The 25524-nt window shown below is 45.1% G+C and carries 24 protein-coding genes; 16 read left to right on the top strand and 8 right to left on the bottom strand.

Annotated features, from left to right (window positions below; translation table 11 throughout):
- Positions 1-100: 100 nt before the first annotated feature.
- The 4 genes from FEF09_RS30690 to gldA all read right to left on the bottom strand — a co-directional run bounded on the left by FEF09_RS30690 (position 101) and on the right by gldA (position 3218).
- A complete protein-coding gene (locus tag FEF09_RS30690; protein WP_186774289.1) occupies positions 101-253 on the bottom strand; it encodes a hypothetical protein in 153 nt (50 codons plus the stop codon).
- A gap of 229 nt (positions 254-482) precedes the next feature.
- The gene (locus FEF09_RS10955; protein WP_261387412.1) at positions 483-752 is read right to left on the bottom strand and encodes an FtsB family cell division protein; all 270 of its coding nucleotides are present in this window, start codon (positions 750-752) and stop codon (positions 483-485) included.
- A gap of 186 nt (positions 753-938) precedes the next feature.
- On the bottom strand, positions 939-2231 hold the full coding sequence (gene eno, locus FEF09_RS10950; RefSeq protein WP_012788836.1) for a phosphopyruvate hydratase: 1293 nt from the start codon (positions 2229-2231) through the stop codon (positions 939-941).
- A gap of 75 nt (positions 2232-2306) precedes the next feature.
- Entirely contained in the window at positions 2307-3218 is a 912-nt protein-coding gene (gldA, locus tag FEF09_RS10945) for a gliding motility-associated ABC transporter ATP-binding subunit GldA (protein ID WP_146305146.1), read from the bottom strand.
- A gap of 318 nt (positions 3219-3536) precedes the next feature.
- Here gldA and FEF09_RS10940 point away from each other — a divergent pair, with 318 nt between their 5' ends.
- The 12 genes from FEF09_RS10940 (at position 3537) to FEF09_RS10885 (ending at position 13558) form a co-directional block, all read left to right on the top strand.
- Entirely contained in the window at positions 3537-4112 is a 576-nt protein-coding gene (locus tag FEF09_RS10940; RefSeq protein ID WP_146305145.1) for a TerD family protein, read from the top strand.
- A gap of 36 nt (positions 4113-4148) precedes the next feature.
- Positions 4149-4817 (top strand): TerD family protein, encoded by a 669-nt coding sequence (locus tag FEF09_RS10935; protein ID WP_146305144.1) that lies wholly within the window; start codon positions 4149-4151, stop codon positions 4815-4817.
- 25 nt (positions 4818-4842) lie between these two features.
- Positions 4843-5481 carry a vWA domain-containing protein gene (locus FEF09_RS10930; protein WP_089811230.1) on the top strand — a complete coding sequence of 213 codons (639 nt, stop codon included), beginning with the start codon at positions 4843-4845 and terminating at the stop codon, positions 5479-5481.
- 1 nt (position 5482) lies between these two features.
- Positions 5483-6193, top strand: coding sequence for an HAD family hydrolase (locus tag FEF09_RS10925; protein ID WP_146305143.1), 711 nt, complete (start codon positions 5483-5485; stop codon positions 6191-6193).
- Positions 6168-7058, top strand: a complete 891-nt coding sequence (locus FEF09_RS10920; protein WP_146305142.1) for a phosphoribosyltransferase family protein — start codon at positions 6168-6170, stop codon at positions 7056-7058. Before FEF09_RS10925 ends, FEF09_RS10920 begins: the two co-directional genes overlap by 26 nt.
- Positions 6992-7546 (top strand): TerD family protein, encoded by a 555-nt coding sequence (locus FEF09_RS10915; protein WP_146305141.1) that lies wholly within the window; start codon positions 6992-6994, stop codon positions 7544-7546. Before FEF09_RS10920 ends, FEF09_RS10915 begins: the two co-directional genes overlap by 67 nt.
- Before the next feature lie 197 nt (positions 7547-7743).
- The gene (locus FEF09_RS10910; RefSeq protein WP_146305140.1) at positions 7744-8379 is read left to right on the top strand and encodes a vWA domain-containing protein; all 636 of its coding nucleotides are present in this window, start codon (positions 7744-7746) and stop codon (positions 8377-8379) included.
- A gap of 80 nt (positions 8380-8459) precedes the next feature.
- Positions 8460-8711 carry a hypothetical protein gene (locus tag FEF09_RS10905; protein ID WP_146305139.1) on the top strand — a complete coding sequence of 84 codons (252 nt, stop codon included), beginning with the start codon at positions 8460-8462 and terminating at the stop codon, positions 8709-8711.
- The gene (locus FEF09_RS10900; RefSeq protein WP_146305138.1) at positions 8708-9766 is read left to right on the top strand and encodes a TerY-C metal binding domain-containing protein; all 1059 of its coding nucleotides are present in this window, start codon (positions 8708-8710) and stop codon (positions 9764-9766) included. Before FEF09_RS10905 ends, FEF09_RS10900 begins: the two co-directional genes overlap by 4 nt.
- Positions 9766-11178, top strand: coding sequence for a PP2C family serine/threonine-protein phosphatase (locus FEF09_RS10895; protein ID WP_146305137.1), 1413 nt, complete (start codon positions 9766-9768; stop codon positions 11176-11178). The genes FEF09_RS10900 and FEF09_RS10895 overlap by 1 nt, the downstream gene beginning before the upstream one ends.
- 11 nt (positions 11179-11189) lie before the next feature.
- The gene (locus FEF09_RS10890) at positions 11190-12707 is read left to right on the top strand and encodes a helix-hairpin-helix domain-containing protein (RefSeq protein WP_146305136.1); all 1518 of its coding nucleotides are present in this window, start codon (positions 11190-11192) and stop codon (positions 12705-12707) included.
- Between the two features lie 35 nt (positions 12708-12742).
- Positions 12743-13558, top strand: a complete 816-nt coding sequence (locus FEF09_RS10885) for a TerC family protein (protein WP_146305135.1) — start codon at positions 12743-12745, stop codon at positions 13556-13558.
- Positions 13559-13648: 90 nt separating this feature from the next.
- On the opposite strand, the gene FEF09_RS10880 is transcribed toward FEF09_RS10885, so the two are convergent.
- The 3 genes from FEF09_RS10880 to FEF09_RS10870 all read right to left on the bottom strand — a co-directional run bounded on the left by FEF09_RS10880 (position 13649) and on the right by FEF09_RS10870 (position 16329).
- Positions 13649-14383 carry an intradiol ring-cleavage dioxygenase gene (locus tag FEF09_RS10880; RefSeq protein WP_146305134.1) on the bottom strand — a complete coding sequence of 245 codons (735 nt, stop codon included), beginning with the start codon at positions 14381-14383 and terminating at the stop codon, positions 13649-13651.
- A 111-nt stretch (positions 14384-14494) separates the two neighbouring features.
- Positions 14495-15190 carry a LytR/AlgR family response regulator transcription factor gene (locus FEF09_RS10875; RefSeq protein ID WP_146305133.1) on the bottom strand — a complete coding sequence of 232 codons (696 nt, stop codon included), beginning with the start codon at positions 15188-15190 and terminating at the stop codon, positions 14495-14497.
- The gene (locus FEF09_RS10870; protein ID WP_186774288.1) at positions 15187-16329 is read right to left on the bottom strand and encodes a sensor histidine kinase; all 1143 of its coding nucleotides are present in this window, start codon (positions 16327-16329) and stop codon (positions 15187-15189) included. The genes FEF09_RS10875 and FEF09_RS10870 overlap by 4 nt, the downstream gene beginning before the upstream one ends.
- Before the next feature lie 62 nt (positions 16330-16391).
- Between FEF09_RS10870 and FEF09_RS10865 the strand changes: the two genes are divergently transcribed.
- Positions 16392-18089: a peptidoglycan DD-metalloendopeptidase family protein gene (locus FEF09_RS10865; RefSeq protein ID WP_146305131.1), complete on the top strand. Its 1698-nt coding sequence runs from the start codon at positions 16392-16394 to the stop codon at positions 18087-18089.
- A gap of 18 nt (positions 18090-18107) precedes the next feature.
- On the top strand, positions 18108-18569 hold the full coding sequence (gene bcp, locus FEF09_RS10860; RefSeq protein WP_146305130.1) for a thioredoxin-dependent thiol peroxidase: 462 nt from the start codon (positions 18108-18110) through the stop codon (positions 18567-18569).
- Positions 18570-18649: 80 nt separating this feature from the next.
- On the opposite strand, the gene FEF09_RS10855 is transcribed toward bcp, so the two are convergent.
- Positions 18650-20128, bottom strand: a complete 1479-nt coding sequence (locus FEF09_RS10855; protein WP_261387411.1) for an SUMF1/EgtB/PvdO family nonheme iron enzyme — start codon at positions 20126-20128, stop codon at positions 18650-18652.
- 643 nt (positions 20129-20771) lie between these two features.
- Between FEF09_RS10855 and porU the strand changes: the two genes are divergently transcribed.
- Both porU and porV read left to right on the top strand, forming a co-directional pair.
- Complete coding sequence (gene porU / locus FEF09_RS10850) at positions 20772-24128, top strand: type IX secretion system sortase PorU (RefSeq protein ID WP_186774287.1); 3357 nt, start codon at positions 20772-20774, stop codon at positions 24126-24128.
- Positions 24129-24237: 109 nt separating this feature from the next.
- Positions 24238-25422, top strand: coding sequence for a type IX secretion system outer membrane channel protein PorV (porV, locus tag FEF09_RS10845; protein WP_146305127.1), 1185 nt, complete (start codon positions 24238-24240; stop codon positions 25420-25422).
- Positions 25423-25524: the final 102 nt, after the last annotated feature.

The following is a 25524-nucleotide window of genomic DNA, read 5'->3' as shown; positions in this document are numbered from 1 at the left end:
AAGATAATATGCCGCAAATACACAGCATGTGCAGGGGCAATGGCACCTGAGTCCGTAATTATTTTACGGGCGGGCAGCCAGTACCTTGATACTCATTAGGTTATTTCGAAGGCGTAGTAGCCTTTTTCGCATAGTCTGCGATAGCCTGTAATGTTTCTGGTCTGGGTGAGAAACGAATGGTATCGAGCGCTTTTCTGGTCTGCTTAAGACACAGTTCCTCTTCACGGGATAATTCCGGGTCCTGATTAGTCATTGTCTTTAATTTATTGGCGCTATTAGTTACAGAATTTAAGGCAAAAAATGAGTGTGTAGAATTCCCCATGCAATATATTTTTAATACAATTGATTAGTTGCTAATATTATAACGGAGATTATGGATGAAGTATTGTCAGACTAAGTGAAATATTTCGAAACCAAAGATAACCAGTCTGCGCGGAACGGTTGACAGGAAAAGGAATAACTGGTAACGTGGACCGGCATAGTTAGTTTTTCTCGGTAATAATGAACAGGTCTTCATTATCTCTTTTCATCAGGTATTTTTCACGTGCGAATTTCTCCAGCTTTTCGGGACTGGATAGTAACTCCTGTTGTTCTTTTCTGGTCTTGCGGATCTCTTCTATAAAGAAGGCTTTCTGACCTTCCAGCTTATTGACTTCTGTCTGCAGTTCGTATTGGGAGAGGAAATTTTTGCTGTCGATGAATGCCAGCCATACAAAGAAGGCAGCTGCGGAAACGAAATATTTGTTTCGCATGTAAGCTGGCAGTTTGATGGATTTGATACCTGGCATAAATTGGTGTGTGACTATGGACAGTGTTTAAAAAAAAGCCGGGTTTTGAAGTAAATCAAAACCCGGCGAATATGGACCACTAATTAAAATGTCGTCATCAAAGATCAGATCCCGAAATTCGACGTACGAGACTCAATCGAGCGTTGTTTCTTACTTCTTACCAAATTTAACGGATTTTCCCGGATAATATGCAACGTTGTCCAATTCTTCTTCGATACGGAGCAACTGGTTGTATTTAGCCATACGGTCAGTACGGGAAGCGGAACCGGTTTTGATCTGGCCACAGTTCAGTGCAACTGCCAGGTCAGCGATGGTAGTATCTTCAGTTTCGCCGGAACGGTGACTCATGATGGAGGTAAAACCTGCTTTGTGTGCCATGTTCACTGCATCGATTGTTTCAGTTACAGTACCGATCTGGTTTACTTTGATCAGGATGCTGTTAGCAATGCTCTGGTCGATACCGGTTTTCAGACGTTTAACGTTGGTAACGAACAGGTCATCACCTACCAGCTGTACGGTAGCACCTACAGCTTCAGTCAGTTTTTTCCAGCCATCCCAGTCATCTTCTGCCATACCATCTTCGATAGAAACGATTGGGTATTTTTTGCACCATTCAGCCCAGAAAGCAACCATTTCTTCGCTGCTGATTACTTTACCGGAGCTTTTATAGAATTTGTAAGTTTTGTCAGCATCGTTAAACATTTCGCTGCTTGCTGCATCCAGTGCGATAGCGATCTGCTCACCTGGTTTGTAACCTGCTGCTTCGATTGCTGCGATTACAGTTTCGATTGCTTCTTCGTTGCTCTGGATTTCAGGAGCGAAACCACCTTCGTCACCTACGTTAGTGCTGTAACCTTTCTTTTTCAGAACGGATTTCAGGTGATGGAACACCTCAACACCCCAGCGCAGACCTTCAGAGAAGGAAGATGCACCTACTGGTACGATCATGAATTCCTGGAAGTCGATTTTGTTATCAGCATGCACACCACCATTGATGATGTTCATCAGCGGAATAGGCAGGGTAGTTGCGTTAACACCACCCAGGTAGCGGTACAGTGGCAGGTTAGCTTCGTCAGCTGCTGCTTTTGCAACGGCCATGCTCACAGCCAGGGTAGCGTTTGCACCCAGTTTACCTTTATTTTCAGTACCATCCAGTTCAATCAGGAATCTATCGATACCGGCCTGGTCTGTCACTTCCCATCCTACCAGTTCTTCTGCGATGATATCGTTCACGTTATTTACTGCCTGGATAACACCTTTACCCATGTATACGGCTTTGTCGTTATCACGCAGTTCAACTGCTTCGTGTTTACCAGTAGAAGCGCCGGATGGAACGGCTGCACGGCCAAAATGACCGTCTTCTGTGGTTACATCTACCTCTACAGTTGGATTGCCACGGCTATCAAGGATCTGCCTTGCATGGATTGATGAAATGGTACTCATTGTCGTTTAGTTGTTTTAATATGATAATGTGTAAGTTATCGGTTTCCCGGATATATTGAGTGTCCAGGGAACCCCCTACTTTGTCAATTCCCTGAAGATTGACTCCAGGCTTTGTGAATTGCTCTGCAAAGAAAGGATGTTCCGGTTACTTATCAAAGCAAATTGTAGCAGGTTTTTGCGCACATCTTCCAGATTGGCGGCAAAGAGCTGCCAGGTTCCACCGTCCTGTTGTTTCACGTGCGTTACGCCTGGGATCTGCAACAGATCAGCCTCACCCGGAAGTGGCGCCCCGAAAGATACCTGGATATAACCATTTTGCTGGTCGCCTTGTTGCAGGTTCTGAAGAGAATCATCCGCAATGATATTGCCTTTGTTGATGATAATAACCCGGCTGCACATGGCTTCCACTTCCTGCATAATATGTGTGCTGAGCATGATGGTCTTGGTTTTACCCAACTCCCTGATCAGGTCGCGCACATCTACCAGCTGATTGGGATCAAAGCCGGAAGTCGGTTCATCCAGTATCAGCACTTCAGGATCGTGTATCAGTGCCTGGGCCAAACCAACACGCTGCTGGTAACCTTTGGACAGCTGTCCGATCTTTTTTTTGCTTTCCGGCTGTAATCCGGTCATAGCGATCACTTCGGAAATACGCTTTTCTTTATTAGTGCCCAGTTTATGTACTTCAGCTATAAAGCTGAGGAATTCCCGGACATACATGTCTTTATAGAGAGAATTGGCTTCCGGCAGATAGCCGATACGCTGTCTGACTTCCATAGGATGCGTCACTACATCATAGCCGCATACACTGGCGTTGCCGCCACTCGGAGGCAGGTAGCCGGTGATCATCTTCATGGTAGTGCTTTTGCCGGCCCCGTTAGGACCCAGAAAACCCACTACTTCGCCTTTGTTCAGCGAGAAGGAAATATCATTGACCGCCCGTTGCTCTTCGTATACCTTGCTTAACTGTGTTACTGTGATTGACATTAGGTTTTCCACTTTGGCGGCCCTAAAGTATGAAAATCGGTTTAGAATAAAAACCGCTGATAATCGTCTACATGTTAAATAACTGTGTAAATGGGTGATAAATGAGTCATACTACCGATTTAACTAAATTTTTATGACTAAAATTGGCACGGAATATATAATTTTAAATATATTCACAAATTGTAACCTGATGCAGGGCAGCATGTTCTGATATATTCTGGTTATATTTATTACCTACATTGTATTTGAATGCATGATCGCAACAGTTGTTAATCAATAATCACTATACATTTTAAACCCTGCAAACTTTAAGATTTCATGGCAATTAATTTATCGAAGGGACAAAAAATCGACATCGGACTTTCCAGGATCAGCGTAGGTCTGGGTTGGAATCCAAACGAGGGGACGGGTAATGATTTTGATCTTGATGCATCCGCGTTTATGATTGATAATAACCGGTTAATTCCAGGAGAAGGTTACTTTGTTTTCTATGGTAATACCACGTCACCGGATGACGCCCTGCACCATACAGGTGATGATCCTACCGGTGGAAACAGTGCAGACGGAGATGATGAAACCATCAAGGTGGATCTGTCCAAAGTAAATGCCGATATCAAAGAAATACTGTTTGTTGTCACCATCCACGATGCAGCTACACGCAGACAGAATTTCGGTCAGGTAAGAAACTCCTATATCCGTATCGTCGATGATGCGAGCGGCGAAGAAATCGCTAAATATGAGCTGGGTGAAGACTTCTCTGTAGAAACAGGTGTTGAATTCGGACGCCTCTACCAGAGAGATGGCAAATGGCGTTTCGAGGCTTCCGGTATCGGATACAAAGAAGACCTGGCTTACTTCCTGAGCAAATACTATAAGGGACAAATCATCAAATAGTCTATTCTATCAACACACTATCGAAATAAAATTTTTATGGCAATTAATTTAGTTAAGGGACAAACCATTGACCTCCGCAAAAATGATAAAGGTGAAAGCTTTGATTTGTCAACTGTAACCATCGGTCTCGGTTGGGACGTACGTAAAAAAAGCGGTGGCTTTTTTGGTAAACTGTTAGGTGGTAAAGAAGAGGAATTTGATCTGGATGCAATCGCATTCCTGCTTGATAAAAATGGTAAAGTAGCTGATCTGGGTAAAACCGTACAGACAAACGACGGTCGTAACCTGAGCCTTTATCAGGGCGATGTGATTTTCTTCAACAGTCAGCGTCACCCATCAGGCAATATCTGGCTGACAGGCGATAACCGCACCGGTGCAGGTGATGGTGATGACGAACAGATCATCGTAAAACTGGATAGCCTGGACGCGAAATATGAGAAGATTCTTTTCATTGTATCAATCTATCAGGGACGTCAGCGTAACCAGCACTTCGGTGGTATCGAAAACGCTTTCATCCGCGCGGTAGACAATAGCGGAAAAGAAATCGCTAAATTTAACCTCTCCGGAGACGCATCATATACCAACATGTGCTCACTGGTATTTGCAGAAGTATACCGTAACAACGGTACCTGGAAATTCAGAGCACTGGGAGATCCTCAGCCAGCTGATAGCTTCGTGGAAATCCTGCGGAACTATGTTTATTAATTAACCCTTTCTATAAGAGTCATTCATGAGAAGATTACCGGTTTATTTAGTGTTGGATACCTCTGGCTCTATGAGCGGCGAGCCCATAGAAGCTGTGAAAAATGGTGTGCAGGTACTGATCTCTACCCTGAGACAGGATCCGTACGCTCTGGAAACTGCATTCCTCAGCCTGATCACTTTTGACAGTGATGCGCGCCAGCTGGTGCCGCTTACAGATCTGTCTTCCTTCCAGATGCCTGAATTAAAAGCTTCAGGTGGGACCTCTCTGGGTTCCGCACTGCAACTGGTGGCTGACAGCATCAACAGAGAAGTAGCGAAATCTACTCCTGATGTGAAAGGTGACTGGAAACCGCTGGTTTTCCTGATGACAGATGGTATTCCCACCGATACGTGGCAGAATGGATTGAATGCCTTTCAGAATACCAAAATAGGTATTACAGTAGCTTGCGCCGCGGGCAATGGCGCTGATGTGAACCTGTTGAAGCAGATCACCAATACCGTTGTTTCGCTCGATACGGCAGATGCCGCTACTATCAAAGCATTCTTCAAATGGGTGTCCGCTTCTGTAAGCACCGGCAGCCAGAAAGTAGAAAGCGGCGATAAAGAAGTAGCCGGACTGAATGAATTGCCACCACCTCCACCGGAAGTGAATATCGTCGTGTAACATGGGAAAAATCAGGCACGTATCTTTCGATCTGTGGATGACGCTGATCCGTTCGCATCCTTCCTTTAAAACGAAGCGTGCAGCCCTGTTCCGCTCTTTCTTTTCTCTGGAAGCATTTGCTCCGGAAAAAGTAGAATCCGTGTTCAGGGAAACCGATGTGCTCATCAACAACATGAACGAAATTACAGGACGTAACGTGCATACATTCGAAATGTATCTGTTATGTCTGCACCTGTTGGGAATAGATATTAAAAGTGTACACCCGGACAAACTGGAGGAATTCTACAGTTTGTCCGAGGCACTTTTCTTTGAGCATGCTCCATTACATTTGTATGAGGACACAACAACGTTGTTAGCCGCTTTGCAGGAACAGGGCATTACTACCAACCTGCTGAGCAACACGGGATTTATTCAGGGTCGTACATTACGTAAACTAATGGCAGAATGGGGATGGGACGCCCTTTTTGCATTTCAGTTGTATTCAGATGAAACCGGCTATTCAAAACCGGATGCACAAATGTTCAGCCGGATGCTGGATAAAGCGGCTTCACTGCATACAGACCTTTTATCCACGGAGGTATGGCATCTGGGTGATAACCAGCTTGCCGATGTTCAGGGTGCACTACGTTTGGGTATAACTGCAACACTGACTGACATTGTCCATAACCCCTTAAACAAGTTGTTAAATGAAAGATGTTTATGCCTTACATAGCATTGTAAATGATGCTCAATTCCCGTTTGATCCTGCGGCTTACAGCTGCTTCAAATTCGGGGACGGGGCAGTTGCGGAGGCATTCGGTACTGCACTGGCTACAGGTTTCATTGCTACTTACGGAGACAGGTTGTCAGAGAATGAACAGCTGGTCGTGTTACCCAGCCCATATACTACTATCCCTACTGCTTCTTATTACATGACGACAGCATTTGTAAAAATGCTGAACCGCTATTTATGCATGAAAGGATATAGTCCGGCAGAAACTGCCAAAATTCATCGCTATAAGACTTATAGCATTGACTATGGCGCGCTGGATATGGAAAGCAGGAAAGCACTGATCATCAATGACAGATACCATCTGGATAAGGATTTCCTTGCTGGTAAAACGCTGATCTTCACAGACGATATTCGTATTACGGGTAGCCATGAACTGATCATCCGGAACCTGCTGAAGAAATTCGGGCTGAGCAACGATGCTTATTACCTGTACTATGCGCAATTGCAGAATCAGGATATTCATCCCAACATAGAAAATAAGTTAAATTACTATAGTGTACACTCCTTACAGAGTCTTGAAGCTGTGATAGGATCACCCTCCTTCTGCTTCAATACGAGAGTGGTGAAATACATACTCAATGCACCCTTTGCAGAGTATGAAAAACTACTGATGAAACAAACGCATGCGTTCCTGCAGGAACTGGCGGATTGCTGCATTGGTAACAATTATCACCAGATGGAAGAGTACAGGAACAACGCAAACTTTTTATTTGATCATCTTCAAAAAATCATACCATCATGGCAATCAATCTGCAAAAAGGAGAAAGAGCCAATATTGAGTTACCAAAATTCACTATTGGCTTAGGATGGGATATCAATGAGTCACATACAGGCGGCGAATGCGACCTGGATGCTTCTGTATTTCTCTTAGGCGAAAACAGAAAGATTATATCTGATCCATATTTCGTGTTTTATAACAACCTGGAATCTCCCGATGGTGCTGTGAAACATTCTGGCGATAACCGCACAGGTGCTGGTGAGGGTGATGATGAAACCATCCACGTAGACCTGTCTGTTATCAACCCCGCTGTAAAAGAAATCTGTGTGGTGGTTACCATCCATGAAGCAGCTGCACGTAAACAGAACTTTGGTCAGATCCGCAACTCATTTATCCGCATCTATGATGCCGCGAAAAACGTTGAACTGGTGAAATATGAACTGGGAGAAGATTTCTCTATCGAGACTTCCGTTGAATTTGGCCGTATCTACAAACGCGAAAACCAATGGCGTTTTGAAGCAGTAGGTATAGGACAGAGCGGCGGACTGGAACAGTTCCTTTCAAAATACGCTTAAGCGTATTTTGAATAATCAGGAATCAGGAATTACGAATCAGGAATGTATGATAATAAAGACTTGTAAACGTAGAAAGGCATTATTATCCTAAGTGACCCGGTCACACTTTTGCTCCTGATTTTCTATGTACAATAGTCTTCCTGATTCCTGATTCTTAATGCGTAATTATTCAATAGACCTGACATTATTATACGAGTATGAGACGTCTTCCGGTATACCTGTTGCTTGATACCTCCGGCTCCATGCGGGGCGAAAGAATAGAGGCAGTGAAAAACGGACTGCAAGTATTGGTGTCAAAATTAAGACAGGACCCCTTTGCCCTGGAGTCAGTGTGGATCAGTATCATTACGTTTGATCGTGAGGTAAAACAACTGCTGCCACTGACCGCTTTGGAGTCATTACAGTTGCCCGAAATCACTACACCTGAGTCAGGACCCACCAATATGGGCGCAGCGCTTGAAATGCTGTGTTCCAAACTGGACGCGGAAGTTGCAAAGGGCAGCGATACGCAGAAAGGCGACTGGCGCCCCTTACTGTTTTTGATGACGGATGGTAAGCCTTCCGATCTTGCGGCTTTCCGTGAAGTCGTTCCTAAAGTAAAAAGTAAAAATCTTGCCGCATTGGTAGCCTGTGCCGCCGGTGCAGAAGCACAGGACAGTTTCCTGAAAGAACTGACAGATAATGTTGTCCATCTCGATACGGCCGATAGCTCAACACTGATGTCTTTCTTTAAGTGGGTATCAGCATCCATCGGTACGGGCAGCAAGAGTGTGGGTACAACAGAAGAAATACAACTGCCACCGCCACCGGCAGAAGTACATGTGATCATTTAAACAAACGTAATAGCAATCGCTATACAACATAACCAACGTTCATACCGGCACAGCCGGTATGACATTAAAGAACTATACCAATGTTTTTATTATATCTTATCGTTAATATCCTGATAATAGGACTCTTCTTATATTCCAAACTGCTGCCTTATGAGGAGCGCTTAACCGGCACTTATAAGCAGGCGTTCAGTTTTTTTAAAAGTATCTTTAAACCCGTACTGAGCTTATTCAGTGGTATCAAGCCGTTTCAGGTAGGTACAGGATTGTCTGTGGATATGACACAGATCCTCTTACTGATCATCCTGCTCGTGCTTAATTATTTCTGTATATGAGAAGGTTACCCATTTATTTCCTGATAGACGTTTCTGAGTCTATGGTAGGAGAACAAATTCAGTTTGTTGAGGAAGGATTGGCTGCGATCATAAAAGAGTTGAAGTCTGACCCGTATGCACTGGAAACTGCATGGGTATCTATCATCGTGTTTGCCGGTCAGGCAAAGACAATAGTACCATTGCAGGAAGTGATCAGCTTCTATCCGCCTAAGTTTCCAATCGGTGCGGGCACCTCCCTCAGTAATGGTCTCGGACACCTGATGTATGAAATGCGTAAGAATACGATACAAACCACCGCTACACAGAAAGGCGACTGGAAACCGATCGTATTCCTTTTCACTGATGGTACACCTACTGATGATACCAGTGCTGCTGTCCGTGAATGGAAGCAGAACTGGCAAAATAAATCTAACCTGATAGCTATCTCCTTTGGAGATGAAAATAACCTGAGTGCCCTGAAAGAACTCACGGAGACAGTATTGTTGTTTAAAAATGCGACACCACAGTCTTACAAGGAATTCTTCAGATGGGTCACTGCCTCTATTAAATCCAGCAGTGTCAGTGTCAGCAATAACGGTTCTGGTATAGAGCTCGCTAAACTGAGTGATGGTGTGATAGAAAAGGTGGACGTTGATAAACTGCCGCCGGTGAAACCCGGATTCGTAGATACCAACTATGCCATCTTCGCCGCTAAATGTCAGAATACAGGCAAGCCTTATCTCATCAAGTATAAGAAAGGATTACGTCCTGTGAATATCAGCGGCCTCGATATGCAATCCATGGGCTACCGGCTCAACGGTGCATTTCCTGTAGATAATGTGTATTTTGAATTGTCTGCTGAAGGTGGTGTGCCTGATAACAAAGTAAGCACTGATGAACTGGAAGGATTTCCTACCTGTCCATGCTGCGGTAACCAGTACGGCTTCAGTGTGTGCTCCTGTGGAAAGGTACACTGCGTGGGACAGGAAGAAGTAAGTACCTGCTCCTGGTGTGGCAAACAAGGTAAATACGGCTTTGGTGACGGCCACCTTGATATTAACAGAACTCAGGGATAATGACGAAACACGATCAGTCTTTTATAGAATCATTGCTGAGGCATAAAGGCAATACTGTAAGGGAAAACCAACAGGCATTGTTCGAGAAGTTTATAAAGGAAGAACATATCCTTCAGGCCGTGCAGATGATTATAAAATCTCAAAACGATATAGTGGAATCCTGGAAAGAAAGATCAATGATCGACGATATCCTGCAGAAGCATATTACATTGCCCAATGGCAGGGTCAATAAAGCATACAATTTTACATTCGATCCTGCGGCATTGGGCTTACAGGAGATGGGTGACTTTGATTGGAGCATACCACCGGAATTAGGTATTGCTTTCGATGAAGCCGCCAACACCATCTCCGGTATACCAAAACAACAGGGCGAGTTTATTTTGTCACTGCTGTTCCGCCTGAAGCATCACCCGGCTGACAGAGCGTTTTCCGAAAAGAAAATACATCTTGTTGTTAATCCCGATCCGAAATCATTATGGCAATATCTGCCTTCCGATAAGGAAGACAAATACTGGCAGCCAGATCAGGATGCGATAACGCTGCCTTTTGGCGACCGCAAACTGGTAATCGCTTCCAAACGGGGACGTAGTCATGCGCATGAAGGTAAATTCAGGGATGATAGCTTTGGTTGCGATTTCAACACAGAGAAAGGATGGGGTATCATTGCCGTAGCTGATGGTGCAGGTTCTGCGAAATACAGCCGTAAAGGAGCTAATATAGCTTGTAAAGCGGCCGTGACCAGTTTTCAGGAACTGCTCGCCGGCGATAGGATTAATGTACTCGAGGAAGCTATAGCTGCTTACCTCGGCGATCCCAGTGAAGATAACCAGAAAAAAGTGAGTGTGCAGTTTATTGAGCAACTCGGTAAGCTGGCTTTCATTGCACAGGGAAAGATCAAACAGGAAGCACAGGACAACGGAGCGGAAGTGAAAGATTATGCCACGACCCTTATTTTTGCCCTCGTGAAGAAATATGCTGCCGGGTATGTGATCAGTTCTTTCTGGGTTGGTGATGGTGGCATCGGCATCTATCAGGACGCTACAGGCGAGGCTTTTGTCATGGGTACGCCTGATAGTGGAGAATTTGCAGGACAGACACGTTTCCTCACTATGTCTGATATTTTCGCGAACGGCGCTTATGTGAACCGTATCCGCTTCAAAGTGGTGCCTGACTTCACGGCATTGATGCTGATGACAGACGGTATTACAGATCCTAAATTCCAGACAGACGCCAATCTGCAGAAAAATGAAGTCTGGCGTGAACTATGGCAGGATCTGAACGGCACCAATGAAGACGGTGCGAAGGTAAACTTTGCCGGTTCGCCTGCAGAAGTACAGGAATGCCTGCTTAGCTGGCTGGATTTCTGGTCTCCGGGCAATCATGACGATCGTACCATTGCTATTTTATACTGATAAGGGATTACATGAGCAACATTATCACAGTAACAGCGCAGGACGGGAAAACCTATCAATATGTTGATAACGGTGATCCTATGCAGGGAGGGATGAAGGACGTGTACTTTTCTCCGGATAAGTCATATGTCGTAGCATTCTTCCGGGATAAACAGGACTTCAATTCCAAAGAACGGCTCAACAATATTGTCAATGTTTTCAGAGACAGGATCTTCAATCAGCCGGGAGGCGAATATTGGAAAGACCTGTTCTGCTGGCCAAATAATATTGTAGAACGTGACGGGAAGACCGGTATTATCGTACCGGTATATCAGCAGAAATTCTTCTTTACCACAGGATATAATGCCGGCGCCGCCCAGATGGTTTCCATCGCGGGTAAGGAAAAAGAGGGCCGCTGGTTTGCCTCTCCACAGTTCAGGAGCCGTCAGTTCAAACTGCATCTGGATCCGGCTGAACTGGGAGACTGGTTCAAATTTTTCCTCATCAATATCAAAATAGCACGTGCGGTAAGACGTATGCATGCCGCTGGACTGGCACATTCCGATCTTTCCTATAAAAACGTGCTGATTGATCCGCGTACAGGTAGTGCAACGATCATCGATATTGATGGATTGGTCGTACCGGGTAAATTTCCACCCGATGTGATCGGTACGCCGGATTTTATTGCTCCGGAGGTAATGGCCACCAAGCATCTTCCCAAAGAAGATCCGGCCCGTAAACTGCCTAGTATTGCGACTGACCGGCATGCCCTGGCAGTCATGATCTATATGTACCTGCTGTATCGTCATCCGCTGCGTGGTGGAAAGATCCACGACACAGACGCACAGAAGGACGAAGAACTGTCTATGGGGGCCAAAGCGCTGTTCATAGAACACCCTACGGATACTTCCAACCGGCCGCGTCTGGATCAGGTAAAACCGACACATCTGCCCTGGGCAGACGTCAGTAAGGTACCTTATACCATCTGTGGTCCTTACCTGAAGGAATTGTTCGATAAGGCGTTTATTGATGGCCTGCATAACCCTTCTCTCCGCCCTACGGCAGACGAATGGGAGCAGGCGCTGATCAAAACGGTAGACCTGCTGCAACCTTGTCAGAATAAGAACTGCGACCAGAAATGGTTCGTGTTTGACAATACCACCAGCCCCTGCTGTCCGCATTGTAATACACCCTACCGCGGACAATTACCTGTACTCAATTTGTATTGGTCGAGAAAACCGGGTAGCTTTACGCCCGAAAATCACCGGTTAATGGTTTATCATAACCAGTATTTGTATCCCTGGCATGTGAATAGAAACATTTATCCGAACGAAAGACTAACAGATCAGCAGAAAAAACCGGTGGGATATTTTGTATTTCATAATAATAAGTGGCAACTTGTCAATCAAACGCTTACATCACTGAAAGACGTCACCGAAGGAAAGGATATTCCGGTGAACTCAATGGTGGAGCTGACTGACAATAAACAGCTGCTGCTGTCTCAGGAAGAAGGGGGACGGCTTGTTGTGGTACAACTCGTAAACAATTAGTCTATCAACTAAAAACAAGAAAATAACAAACAACTATGCAAATCGCTGAAATGTTCCAGCAGATCCTTGATAACCCGATACCGGCGTTACTGATCGTTGGAAACCTGATTATTATTGAAAGCCTCTTGTCGGTGGATAATGCGGCTGTACTGGCTACAATGGTAATGGACCTACCTAAGGATCAACGTAACAGAGCCCTGAAATATGGTATTATCGGAGCTTACGTGTTCCGTGGTATCTGTCTGCTGTTTGCGTCTCTCCTCATTAAGGTATGGTGGCTGAAACCGATCGGTGGTCTTTATCTCCTGTACCTGACCTTTGATTATTTTAAAAAGAAAGCAGCGAAATCCAAAGCTGAAAAGGCTGGCGTTGTAGAAGAAGAAGCAGAGGAAATTGACAAAAGCCAGAATTGGTTGTATAAATCTACTATCGGCTGGATGGGTCAGTTCTGGGCTACAGTGGCACTGGTAGAAATTATGGACCTCGCGTTCTCTATCGATAACGTATTTGCAGCAGTTGCATTCAGCGATAATATCGTACTGATCTGGACCGGCGTATTTATCGGTATCCTCGCAATGCGTTTTGTTGCACAGGGTTTCGTACGCCTGATGGAAAAATATCCTTTCCTTGAAACAGCCGCATTCCTTGTGATCGGTGTGCTGGGTATCAAACTGATGCTGGCTATCTACGAACATTTCTTTCCGGAAACAGCTGCTTCCAAATTTCTGGAAAGCCATGAAGCTGACTGGGCGACTTCTATCATCACAGTGTCTATCTTCCTGATTCCAATCATCACAAGTGCACTGTTCAACTACCCTAAAAAACATAAGGTAGAACCAAAAGCTGAATAGTATTTAACAGATACATCCAACAGCAACATATTAAAAAGGACCAGCAATAGGCTGGTCCTTTTGCTTTGATAACAAGTGCTCACCCGTTACTTAAGCAGAAATGTAGATGGTATGTGTCAGATCATACCCCCCTGTGGTTGTGTTGGTGGTCAGCGTTGCCAGTTCATTGTCCAGTGAATCCATAATAATATTGTCCTGTGCATTGGTCATGGAATTCTGTCCATGCGCACTGTATAATGATGTCTTGTAGACGGCTGTATTGATCGCATCTGGGAAGGCGATCTGTGTAGTTAATTTGAGTGAACTATCTACATAGATCTGCGCATGTATATGCGTGACGCGGCCGGTATACCAACCGGGATAAACAGAGGTGAATTTCACCTGTCCGTTACTATCGCTATATTGTAAACCTCTGCAGAACACCAGCGCACTGTTGTCCTGTGTACCAAGATATCCCGTATTACTATAACCGGAATAATAGCCGTCCTTGTCACAATGCCAGATGTCCACACGCGCATTGCTCACTATATTACAACTGTCTTTTACATTGCGTACCGTAATGGTAATGCTCAGCGGCAGACCAGTCTTACCATCTGTGATGTCTACCCGTTGAATGGAAGAACCCCTGCTTTTATACAGTGGATATGGTCCGTCAGTTTCTGTATCTGTTACGGTACAGGAACCGCCTGCTTCATCTGTGCCTGTAGTCGTTTCTGTATCCGTACTGGTTGTATCATTATCCTTTCCGCACGCATGCAGCATTGGTACGATGGAAGCGAGGCCCAGTATGCCCATCCCGTTTCTGAGAAAATCTTTTCTTTCCATTGTGAGTTGGTTTAGTCAGTGATATAACTGCGTTACCCTCACAAATATTTCCCTATTACGGCACATGGCCATAAGATTGAGGTAAAGGCAGTATTTGTTGCGGTGAATACGTCACTGTTGACCAAACTGGCTGAAGAAAGCCGTTTCATAGCTACTGCTGACAGGAATCTCGTGACCTGCGATATAAATGGTTTTGTTGCGTACCTGCTCTACACGGCTGAGTGCTACTATATAAGATCTGTGCACACGCATAAATGATTGTGGCGGCAGTTTTTCAATCACAGCCTTCATAGTCATTCTGACGATGAGAGGAGGCTGCTGATGCAAATGTATTTTCAGATAATCATCCAGTCCTTCGATGAAAAGTATCTCACTGACTTGTACCCTCGTCAGTCCGTAGTCCACTCTGAATATCAGTGGTGGCGTGGCGGTGGGATGTGTTTGCCGTGACAGTATCAGCTGTTGCGCCTTTTGTACTGCCTGTTGGAAACGTTCGAATGTAAAAGGCTTCAGCAGATAATCAACTGCATTCAGATTAAATCCTTCTACGGCATATTCTGCATGTGCGGTAGTGAATATCACCATGGCCTCCTGCTGTAAGGAACGATAGAAATCTGTACCTGTAACGGAGGGCATATTAATATCAAGAAACAGCAGATCGACAGGATATTTCCCGATGTGTTTGAATGCCTCCGCCGGTACATTGAATGTTTTCTGTAACTGTATGCCTTCTACTTTTGAGCAGAAGTTTTCAATGAGTTTCAGCGCAGGTAATTCGTCATCTATAGCGATCGCTTGTATGGTCATGATAGTTGTAATGAAAGAGATACTTCAAAATATCGTGCGTCATCTTTGATCACCAGTGTATGACTGGCAGGATACAATAGCTGCAAGCGTTTGCGCGTGTTTTCCAGACCAATGCCACTCTCTGTTTCCGGTAGTTCTTTGATGGTCACCTTGTTATTAAACGCAGAAAAATGCAGTTGATTTTCCAGTATGTTGACCGCTATTTTAATGTCTGTATTTTCGGCTGCATTAACACCATGTTTGAATGCATTCTCCACAAACGAGATGAGTATCAGAGGTGCAATCAGTTGGCCCGTAGCCTGCCCTGTTACTGTAAATGACAGTGGGAGTTGATGACCGAAACGCATTTTCTGTAACTCAATATAATTACACAGATAGTCAATTTCTTTGGATAAAGGCACTAGCTGATGGCCGGCATCGCTGATTACATAACGCATCATTTGTGACAGCTTGACGACAGCCGTGCTTGTCTGATCTGATTTTTCGACAGCCAGCGAGTAGATGGTATTCAGAATATTGAACAGGAAATGTGGATTGATCTGTGCTTTCAGATAAGATAACTCTGCATTGAGTTTTTCCTTTTCTGTTTGTCGCCATCTGTCAGTGATACGAAGTATAAGAGAAAAGAAAAATACGGCCAGAAAGAGGAATACCTGATGGCCGATATCCAGCAGAATGGAGCGGGATACCGTCTGATGGTAATGTTGCGGCATGGCTCCGGGACCCTGACGACTCATTTCGTCTGCCTGTTCCATCGGGGAGTGCTGCATTTCGTGTGGATGCCTGTCTGAAGGCATCGGCATGGGATTATTGGCCGGCCACTCGTAACCTTCCCGGGGAGGACCACCTCTGAAGTCTACCAGCATATTGGGTAAAAGCACAATTACGGTGAAGCAGACCAGAGAAATCAGAAAGAACGCCAGATATTTCTTACGGAAGTAATACTGTGGGATCAGTACGAAATAATTGAAATAGAAGAATAGCAGTATGACAAGATATACCAGAAAATCCTTCAGGGCAGGCGGGTATCTCCACAGGTCTGACAGATTGCTGGCATCCGGTGAAAACACGATCGGCAGCGCCAGAAAGATCACACAACCGGTAATATGTATAAGCACCTGACTAACTCTACCTTTCATAATGAAGAGATTCTGGTTATTACAAATGTAGGCAATCATTTAAATCACCTTATTTTTGCGTCATGATAAAACGAATATTCGGGTTATGCATCCTGGTGCCTCAGCTGTTACACGCTCAATTACCGGAAAAGAACTATCCTCAGGGGTATTTCCGCAATCCGCTGAACGTGCCTATCCAACTGGCGGGTAATTACGGAGAGCTTCGTCCCAACCATTTTCACGCGGGTATTGATATTAAGACCCAGCAACAGGAGAACCTGCCCGTACATGCAGCGGCAGATGGCTATGTCAGCAGGATTGGCGTTTCTCATACAGGGTATGGTAACATCGTCTACATTACGCACCCGAACGGGTATACCACCACATATGGTCACCTGAACCGTTTTTTTCCGGCATTGGAGCAGTATGTGAAACAACAGCAATATGCGGCGGAGAGCTGGGCGACAGACCTGAAGATCCCCGCTGATAAGTTCCCTGTTAAAAAAGGAGAATTCATTGCGTGGAGCGGTAATACCGGCGGTTCCGCTGGTCCGCACGTACACTTTGAGATCAGGGATACACATACCGAGAAGCCACTGAACCCATTACTGTTCGGCTTCGATATTCCTGATACAAAAGCGCCTGAGGTAACCAGAATCGCGATATATGACATGGACAGAAGTGTCTATGACCAGACACCACTGATACTGCCGGTTAAGAAAGTAGAGGGAGAGTATGTAACCACCACGCCTGTGGTAAAGGTGAGAGCTGCTGTTGCGGGTATCGGACTGAATGCGGTCGATCGCATGAGTAATGCACCTAATAGCTATGGTATCTATGAAGTCGTGATGTTTGACAAGGATGTGCCTAACAGCGGCTTCCAGATCGATAATATCGGTTTTGATGAATCCAGATATATCAACGCACATACAGATTATAAGCTGAAAAAAGGTGGTGGTCCGTGGATGCAGCTATTGTTCTCCGTACCGGGCAACAAGCTGGATATCTATAAGGATGTACAGGGAGACGGTACTATTGACCTGTCTGACGGCACAGCCCATCCGGTAAGATTGCTGGTAAAGGATGCCTATGGCAATTCAACAACGGTTAAGTTTTCCCTGCAACAGAGTGGAGATGCGATAGAGCCTACCAAATGTGCCAATACCATGTTTGCGGAGTCCAGAAACATCTTTGAAAACAATCAGATAGAGTTCTCGCTGGATGAAGAAGCATTATATGACCGGATCTGCTTTAACTATGCAGAAATTCCGGCAGGAGAGAAATCCAGATCGGTTTCTTCCATCTTCCGTCTTCATACAGCCGTGATACCGGTGCATGATTATTTTACCCTGCGTATAAAGCCTGACAGGGCTATTCCGGCAGCCTTGCAGAATAAGGTCGTAATGATCCGCGAAGGGCTGGGAGAGACGATTGTGGGTACCAAACCGGATAATGGCTGGTATACCGGAGAGTTCAGAGAGCTGGGTAACTTCCACCTTGAAGTAGATACGGTAATGCCTAAAATCGCCTTGCTGGGTGGTGTAAAGAGTGGCGCAAATCTGTCCAAAGCAGCCAGACTCTCTTTCACGATCAGCGATAATTCCGGTATTAAAGCCTACAAGGCAGAACTGGATGGTAAATGGTTGATGTTCTCCCGTAAGGGCAATACGATTACTTATACGTTTGACGAGCATTGTAAGGCTGGTAAACACAGTCTGCGTTTACTGGTGACTGACCTTGCCGGTAATACAAAAGAACAGACGATTACTTTTACAAGATAGAAAAGCACAGAGTAAAGAATGACACATTTGAAAGAAGGGGACAAGGCGCCTGTATTTAAGGGCATTGACCAGGAAGGAAAGCAGGTATCTCTGACAGATCTGAAAGGAAAGAAGGTGATCCTCTATTTTTATCCGAAAGACATGACGCCGGGTTGTACCGCACAGGCATGTAACCTGAGAGACAATTATCAGGCTTTGCTGAAGAAGGGGTTTGCAGTGGTAGGTGTTAGCACAGACAGTGAGAAAAGGCATCAGAAGTTCACCGAGAAATATGACCTGCCTTTCCCATTACTGGCAGACGAAGACAGAACGATACATACACAATACGGGGTATGGGGTGAAAAGAAGTTCATGGGACGTATTTTTGACGGCACACATCGTACGACTTTCCTGATCAATGAAAAGGGAGTAATAGATAAGATCATTGTCAAGCCTGATACAAAGAATCATACAGAAGAGATCCTTGAGATCTGGCAATAAGCGAAAGCTTATGAGCTATTGATAAAATAAAAAAGCCCTCCTGATTCAGGAGGGCTTTTTTGTATGCGCTGTGTGCAGCACTATCTTTTCTGGCGTTGTTTTTTGAACAGCTGACCAGTTTTGAACTTGTTACCTTCAGGGCTACCCACACGGTCCATTGCACAACGGAAACCTACTGTGTTAGTTGCCATATCTTCCTGCATGTAGCGACGTGCACCTGGAGACAGCCAGTAAGCGCGGTCGTTCCAGCTACCACCTTTTACAACGTGAGATTTATCGTTGATCAGGGAAGTGATACCGTAACCATATTCTACGTTAGAGAGGGAGTCACCATCGAGGTAGTTGATAACATCACCTTTCTGGTAGTTCAGACGGTTAGCACTTTCTTCGTCAGTTACATCACGCATTTTCAGGTGACCCAGGCTATCTTTTTCAGGCTCGTTTTCGCCGTTCATATAGGTAGTCTGGAATTTGTTACCACGGAAGTAGTTGAAGTCATCACCATCGATTGGGTTCAGCGGACGATAAACGTCCAGTACCCACTCGCTCACGTTACCTGACATATTATAGATACCGAAAGTGTTCGGGAAGAATGCGATTACCGGACCTGGGATAGATGCACGGTCATTCAGACCACCAGCCATACCCATGTTATCACCGGAACCACGTTTGAAGTTCGCAAGGAACTGACCTTGCCATGCACCACGGCGGATATCTCTCAGACCGCTGTTGTTGGTACCCCAGGAATAAACCTGTTTGTTCATGATCAACTCCTCACCACGTTTACCTTCTTTCTTGGAAGGGCCAGGGTTCTGACCGATGTAACCGAGTGCTGCGTATTCCCACTCAGCTTCTGTCGGGAGGCGGTAGTTTGGCAACATTACACCATCTTCAAATTGAGCGGTACGAGGAGAACCATCTGCGTTTCTGAACTGCTCCTTGGTAGATTTTGACATTTTACCAGGGATACCTTCATACAGACCTGCAGTATATGCTTTGGTATCGAAGGTGTTATCATCAGCCTGATTTTTAGTATCATTCTGAGACAGCAGACCTTTATCGATCAGCATTTTTTCGTTCACACGGTTAGAACGCCATTTACAATAGTCAACGGCTTGTTTCCAGTTCACACCTACTACCGGATAATCATTATAGGCAGGGTGACGGAAGTAGTATTCTACCAGTGGCTCGTTATAAGCCAATTCGCTACGCCATACCAGCGTATCTGGTAAAGCTTTGCGGTATACTTCAGGGAAAGACTCATCGTACATACGGCGTAACCAGAAGAGGTACTCGCGGTAGTGAACGTTCGCCACTTCCGTTTCATCGATGTAGAAGGAAGAAACAGTAATACGTCTTGGGATGTTATTCCAGTCAGCCATTACGTCCTGTTCAGTCGCTCCCATGGCGAAAGTACCGCCCTGCACGAAAACAAGACCCGGACCAGTCTGCTGGTCCTTATTTTTGGCCACACTGAAACCACCCATCTTAGGATCATTGTAATTCCAGCCAGTAGCAGTGGATTTCTCCTTTTTCTTGCCAAATGAACATGCGGACATTGACAGGATTATACTGGCGCCTAAGAGCATTGAGACAGAGGTTAATCTATGCATGCGATTCAGCTTTTTTATTTGATGTTAATGGTAAACGCAAATGTAGGATATTTTATTTTATAGTAAAAATAATTAATCTGTAAGCGTTCACCGGTTCATAGAGTTTATATGATTGATATTCAGTTGCTTGTATTTCTCACGGCGGACCGAACTACGTATTAAGTTAATCTTAACTGTAATCCCTGCCAATGGCTTTTTGGTGGCTGTCTGGTAGTAGCTGGCGTTGGTTTTATGATTCATAGATATATGGTTACTACATACATATCACTCCATTACTTCCTTTTTTGCGATCCCCCGGGTACGTAAATATACGAATTTCCTGTTCCGGTTATCAGTCCCGATAATTCATCTTTTATTTCACTGGCTACAGGCAACAACGACCGATAATAGAACGCCGCAGTACCACTACTTATTATACTCACAGGAAATACTATGTCATAAAATGTCCCGCCTGTGTATCTTCACATGTTATAAAAAGCTGAAATACAATCAGACCGTCCCATGCAGACATTTTGTGACAACCGGTCTATTGGCTGATTTCGCCCTATAAATATATTTTATAATTATTATGTTTGCGCAAATAACCACAATGAAGATAACCGCCTTCTTCTGTTTATTACTTGCCTGTTACCTGCCGGTAGCAGGAGCGAAAGGGAGAGGTGGTCCATACGCTGCACATTCAGTGCTTTCCCAAGGGAGCTGGTATAAGCTCGGTGTAACCCGGGAAGGCATCTACAAAATAGATAAGTCTCTGCTGAACGGAATTGGTCTCAGTGGTAGTCTCAGTGAAGTAAGATTATATGGTACCGGAGGACAAATGTTGCCTGAAAGCAATGCTGTCAGCAGGCACGACGATTTGCCGGAGGTAGCCCTTTTGGAGCAGGGTGATGCGCTGTTTTTTTATGCGCCGGGCCCCCACAGCTGGCAATATCAGGGAGGAAATTTTACAAGGACTACTAACCTGTATACTGATACCGCGTGGTATTTTGTGAGGATCGGAAATGGTCCGGGAAAAAGAATTGACCGGGATCCGGCTGTACCGGCAGCCACTGTTACTGTAAATAGCTACGATTATCGCGTATGGTATGAGAATGATAGTATTAATTTCCTCAGTAGTGGAAAGCAATGGTGGGGTACTAATTTCAGTAGCTTAAAACCATCTTTTGGGGTATCATTTCCAATGGAACAGGATCCCACGTCTCTGAAAGTAGGAGTAAGAGTAGCTGCAAGAGGCACCAGTACCAGCAGATTTTCATTAAGGATCGGGAATAGTGTCTCTGGCACGCTTAATCTGTCTCCGGTCAGTGGTAATATATTTGAATCCTTTGCAGCAGTGGCCTCAGGCTATTATACGGCTGCCTATTCAGGCAATATGCTGCCGGTCGAATGTTCATTCACACCTGGTGGCGGCGGAGCTCAGGGATGGCTGGACTATATCAGTGTACAGGCCCGTTATCAGTTGAAAATGGGAGGCGCTGATCAGCTTTCTTTCCGGGATGCAACATCGGTTGCGCCGGGACAGATCGCCCAATATCGCATCGGAGAAGCAAATAGTGCGACAATCGTTCTGGATGTGACATCACCGTTGTCGCCGGTAAGGATTACTACGCAACTCATTGGTACGACGCTTACTTTTTCAAGAGATTGCAGCACATTACATGAATATGTGGCATTCGACGGAAAACAGAATATGCCCCTTATCAATGGCGGAGTAGTACCTAATCAGGACTTACACGACATCAGTGGCGCAGACATGTTGATAGTGACTACAACATCATTACAGTCAGCAGCTGCTAAACTCGCGGCATGGCATGGTACACATGATGGTCTGAATGTAAGGGTAGTAACGGTGAAGGAGATCTATAACGAATTTGCTTCCGGTTCACCAGATCCGACAGCCATCAGAGACTTTGTGAAGATGTGTCATGACCGTGGAGGCCTGCAATATCTGTTGTTGTTCGGAGATGCATCCTATGACTATAAAAACAGGATAGCAGGCAATACGAACATGGTTCCGACCTGGCAAAGCTCCGTCTCTACAGATCCTGTATATGCCTATCCTTCGGATGACTTTTTCGGTTTTCTGGATGATGCGGATGATATCAACGATAATGGCAGAGTCAATCTGCTGGATGTAGCAATAGGCCGCTTGCCTGTGCAACAGCCTTCGCAGGCAGAAACCGTAGTGAATAAGATCATAGGATATAATGTGCCGGCTAATTACGGCCGCTGGCAACAACATATCACTGTCGTAGCAGATGATGGCGATGATAATCTACATTTGCAGGATGCTGAGCGTATGAGTGAGATCGTGCGTGCACAGTGGCCGGCAGGTAATATCAAAAAAATATACCTCGATGCCTATCCGAAAATAGCTGATGCAGGTGGCAGCCGTTATCCTGCGGTCAATACAGCTATCGCAGAAGATATTTTTGACGGTACGCTGATATGGAACTATACGGGCCATGGTAGCTATTCCCGGCTGGCAGAAGAAGTCATTCTTGAAGAAAGTTCTTTGGATAACTGGAAAAATGATGGCAGACTGCCGTTGTTTATCACTGCAACTTGCGATTTTGCACCCTTTGATAACCCGGCCTATGTTTCCCTGGGAGAAAAGTTATTGCTGAAGGAGCAGGGTGGTGGTATTGCATTGATGACTACCACACGGACGGTATTCTCTGCATCCAACAAAGTGATGAATGCTAACTATCTGGAAAAGCTGCTGAAACCTCGTGAAGATGGTCGTATGCCCACGCTTGGAGAAGCGGCCATGCAGGCAAAAAATCAGACATATGCAACACTCATTGATATTCCGAATAACCGGAAGTTCCAGTTGCTGGGAGATCCTGCACTGACACTGGCATTTCCGCAATATCATGTGGTAACAGATTCTATCAACGGGAAAGCCGTCAGCGATATTCCTGATACCCTGAAAGCCATGGGTAAGTATACCGTGAAAGGCCATCTGGAAGATGAACAGGGGGTACGGCAGGATAATTACAAGGGTATCCTGTACACCACTGTGTATGATAAACCTGCTTTGCAATATACACTTGGCAATGATGCCGGGAGTACAAAAGCAGCTTATTATCAGCAACAGAACATCCTTTACCGTGGCCGGCAGCATGTTGAGAATGGTCAGTTCTCCTGCACATTTGTGGTGCCTGCAGATATTGACTACCAGTCGGGTGCCGGTACTCTGAGCTTCTATGCGGCCAACAGTATAATGGCAGCAGGCGGCGCTTACGCTGGTATACAGATAGGTGGTACGGCCGATGACATTGAACAAGATGAGTCGGGACCTGTTATTAAAGCATATCTGGACAATGAGTATTTCCGTAACGGAGGGCTTACCGGTGAGAATCCGGTACTGTTGTTGCATCTGAAAGATGATCAGGGCATCAATACTTCCGGCTATGGGATCGGGCATGATCTGATCGCGACGCTTGACAATGATGAAGGACAGTATTACATACTGAACAACTTCTTCGAAGCCACAACTGACAGCTATCAGGAAGGTCAGGTGCGGTTTCCTCTGTACAATCTTACAGAAGGTCCGCATACAATGGCTATCAGGGCCTGGGATACTCATAACAACTCAGGTAAGGCCACATTGCAGTTCCGGGTGATAAAGTCATCCGGGATGACGGTGGGAAAGGCCAGTTGTTATCCAAATCCGTTTCACGACCAGACACAGTTCACGTTTGAGCATAATCAACAGAATCAGGTACTGGATGTAATCGTGCGGATTTACACGATAACAGGGCAACAAATAAAAACTATGCGTCATACAATAAATGACGGTGGTAGCCGTTATGTAGGGGCATCCTGGGACGGAACCAATGATTCCAAAGCAAGGGTGCCGCCTGGAATGTATATATATAGTATTTTGGTAACAGCGAATGGTAAAACATCGATTTTAGGCGGAAAAGTATCTGTATTTTAACCTATGCATCAAAATGCAAAAACTAAATTCGCACGTCCCTTACCAGGCCCCTGTTATTGAACATATCGAATTTCGTACTATTTTTACAACTCGTTCTAAACACTATTGCATGTATAATTGCATGATCAGAAAGGTGACTATAAACCTTGTCTTAATTTGTTGCATCCTATTTTCTCTGTCAGCCAGTGCTCAGTTTGGCACAGGTCAACTCGATGGTCGAACAAACACTATTAACACAGCTGTACCTTTCCTGCGTATTTCCCCAGATGCGAGGGCAGGCGCAATGGGTGATGCGGGTGTTGCCACATCTCCTGATGCGAATTCCATGTTCTGGAACCTGTCTAAGGTGGCATTTGCGAAATCCCGCTCTAATATTTCTGTTACCTACACTCCGTGGTTAAAAGAACTGGTGAACGACGTATTTCTGGCTAACCTGTCTGGTTATTATCAGCTGGATGAAATGCAGACCGTCTCCGCTTCATTGCGTTATTTCTCATTAGGTACTATCAACTTTACTGATATTACCGGTATGCCAACATATGATTATCGTCCGCGTGAATTTGCATTTGATGCAGGTTATGCCCGTAAGTTATCTGATAACTTTTCGATAGCGCTGGCCGGACGTTATATCTACTCCAATCTTGCCAGCGGCGATATCAATGGCCGTGTGATCAAGCCCGGAACTGCCTTTGCTACTGACGTCTCTTTCTTCTATACAAAAGACTACGAAAAGTCTGACAACAGCGTAAATACCTGGAACGTAGGTCTGGCACTGACCAACATCGGTACCAAGATCTCATACACAGAATCAGCTACCAACAAAGACTTCCTGCCTACCAACTTTGGTCTGGGTACTTCCTATACTTTCGGACTGGATGAGACCAACAAACTAATGCTGGCTCTCGATCTGAATAAGCTGATGGTGCCTACTCCGGATAGTACAGGTGCTTATCGTCAGAAATCTACCATCTCCGGTATGTTCTCCTCTTTTGGAGATGCGCCGGGTGGTTTTGGTGAAGAATTGAAAGAGTTTACTGTATCCATGGGTGGTGAATATGCCTTCCGTGATCAGTTCTTTGTACGCGCCGGTTATTTCTACGAAAATAAAGACAAGGGTAACCGTAAATACGTTACCGCCGGTCTGGGTGTGAAATATAACATGTTCGGTCTCAACTTCTCCTATCTTGTACCTTCCGGTAACGGTATTCAGCGTAACCCGCTGTCCAACACCCTGCGTTTCTCCCTGATCTTCGACCTGGATCACCATGAAGAAGATAACAGCAACACCTGGTAATCACTGGAACTGAAATAGTTAATGTTTTTTTAAAATATAAGAATCCTCCGGAAATCGCCGGAGGATTTTTAATTTGCGATAACTTTAGCTTTTTAAAGCTTA

This window comes from Chitinophaga pinensis (assembly GCF_007896845.1).
Taxonomy (GTDB): Bacteria; Bacteroidota; Bacteroidia; order Chitinophagales; family Chitinophagaceae; genus Chitinophaga; species Chitinophaga pinensis_C.
The sequence above is the reverse complement of the archived record's forward strand: the minus strand, read 5'-3'. Positions and strand labels throughout refer to the sequence as shown.

What these genes read in the sequence shown, in the direction of transcription:
- FEF09_RS30690 (WP_186774289.1), bottom strand. Translation starts at nt 253, where the DNA reads ATGACTAATCAGGACCCGGAATTATCCCGTGAAGAGGAACTGTGTCTT.
- FEF09_RS10955 (WP_261387412.1), bottom strand. Translation starts at nt 752, where the DNA reads ATGCGAAACAAATATTTCGTTTCCGCAGCTGCCTTCTTTGTATGGCTG.
- eno (WP_012788836.1), bottom strand. Translation starts at nt 2,231, where the DNA reads ATGAGTACCATTTCATCAATCCATGCAAGGCAGATCCTTGATAGCCGT.
- gldA (WP_146305146.1), bottom strand. Translation starts at nt 3,218, where the DNA reads ATGTCAATCACAGTAACACAGTTAAGCAAGGTATACGAAGAGCAACGG.
- FEF09_RS10940 (WP_146305145.1), top strand. Translation starts at nt 3,537, where the DNA reads ATGGCAATTAATTTATCGAAGGGACAAAAAATCGACATCGGACTTTCC.
- FEF09_RS10935 (WP_146305144.1), top strand. Translation starts at nt 4,149, where the DNA reads ATGGCAATTAATTTAGTTAAGGGACAAACCATTGACCTCCGCAAAAAT.
- FEF09_RS10930 (WP_089811230.1), top strand. Translation starts at nt 4,843, where the DNA reads ATGAGAAGATTACCGGTTTATTTAGTGTTGGATACCTCTGGCTCTATG.
- FEF09_RS10925 (WP_146305143.1), top strand. Translation starts at nt 5,483, where the DNA reads ATGGGAAAAATCAGGCACGTATCTTTCGATCTGTGGATGACGCTGATC.
- FEF09_RS10920 (WP_146305142.1), top strand. Translation starts at nt 6,168, where the DNA reads ATGAAAGATGTTTATGCCTTACATAGCATTGTAAATGATGCTCAATTC.
- FEF09_RS10915 (WP_146305141.1), top strand. Translation starts at nt 6,992, where the DNA reads ATGGCAATCAATCTGCAAAAAGGAGAAAGAGCCAATATTGAGTTACCA.
- FEF09_RS10910 (WP_146305140.1), top strand. Translation starts at nt 7,744, where the DNA reads ATGAGACGTCTTCCGGTATACCTGTTGCTTGATACCTCCGGCTCCATG.
- FEF09_RS10905 (WP_146305139.1), top strand. Translation starts at nt 8,460, where the DNA reads ATGTTTTTATTATATCTTATCGTTAATATCCTGATAATAGGACTCTTC.
- FEF09_RS10900 (WP_146305138.1), top strand. Translation starts at nt 8,708, where the DNA reads ATGAGAAGGTTACCCATTTATTTCCTGATAGACGTTTCTGAGTCTATG.
- FEF09_RS10895 (WP_146305137.1), top strand. Translation starts at nt 9,766, where the DNA reads ATGACGAAACACGATCAGTCTTTTATAGAATCATTGCTGAGGCATAAA.
- FEF09_RS10890 (WP_146305136.1), top strand. Translation starts at nt 11,190, where the DNA reads ATGAGCAACATTATCACAGTAACAGCGCAGGACGGGAAAACCTATCAA.
- FEF09_RS10885 (WP_146305135.1), top strand. Translation starts at nt 12,743, where the DNA reads ATGCAAATCGCTGAAATGTTCCAGCAGATCCTTGATAACCCGATACCG.
- FEF09_RS10880 (WP_146305134.1), bottom strand. Translation starts at nt 14,383, where the DNA reads ATGGAAAGAAAAGATTTTCTCAGAAACGGGATGGGCATACTGGGCCTC.
- FEF09_RS10875 (WP_146305133.1), bottom strand. Translation starts at nt 15,190, where the DNA reads ATGACCATACAAGCGATCGCTATAGATGACGAATTACCTGCGCTGAAA.
- FEF09_RS10870 (WP_186774288.1), bottom strand. Translation starts at nt 16,329, where the DNA reads ATGAAAGGTAGAGTTAGTCAGGTGCTTATACATATTACCGGTTGTGTG.
- FEF09_RS10865 (WP_146305131.1), top strand. Translation starts at nt 16,392, where the DNA reads ATGATAAAACGAATATTCGGGTTATGCATCCTGGTGCCTCAGCTGTTA.
- bcp (WP_146305130.1), top strand. Translation starts at nt 18,108, where the DNA reads ATGACACATTTGAAAGAAGGGGACAAGGCGCCTGTATTTAAGGGCATT.
- FEF09_RS10855 (WP_261387411.1), bottom strand. Translation starts at nt 20,128, where the DNA reads ATGTCCGCATGTTCATTTGGCAAGAAAAAGGAGAAATCCACTGCTACT.
- porU (WP_186774287.1), top strand. Translation starts at nt 20,772, where the DNA reads ATGAAGATAACCGCCTTCTTCTGTTTATTACTTGCCTGTTACCTGCCG.
- porV (WP_146305127.1), top strand. Translation starts at nt 24,238, where the DNA reads ATGTATAATTGCATGATCAGAAAGGTGACTATAAACCTTGTCTTAATT.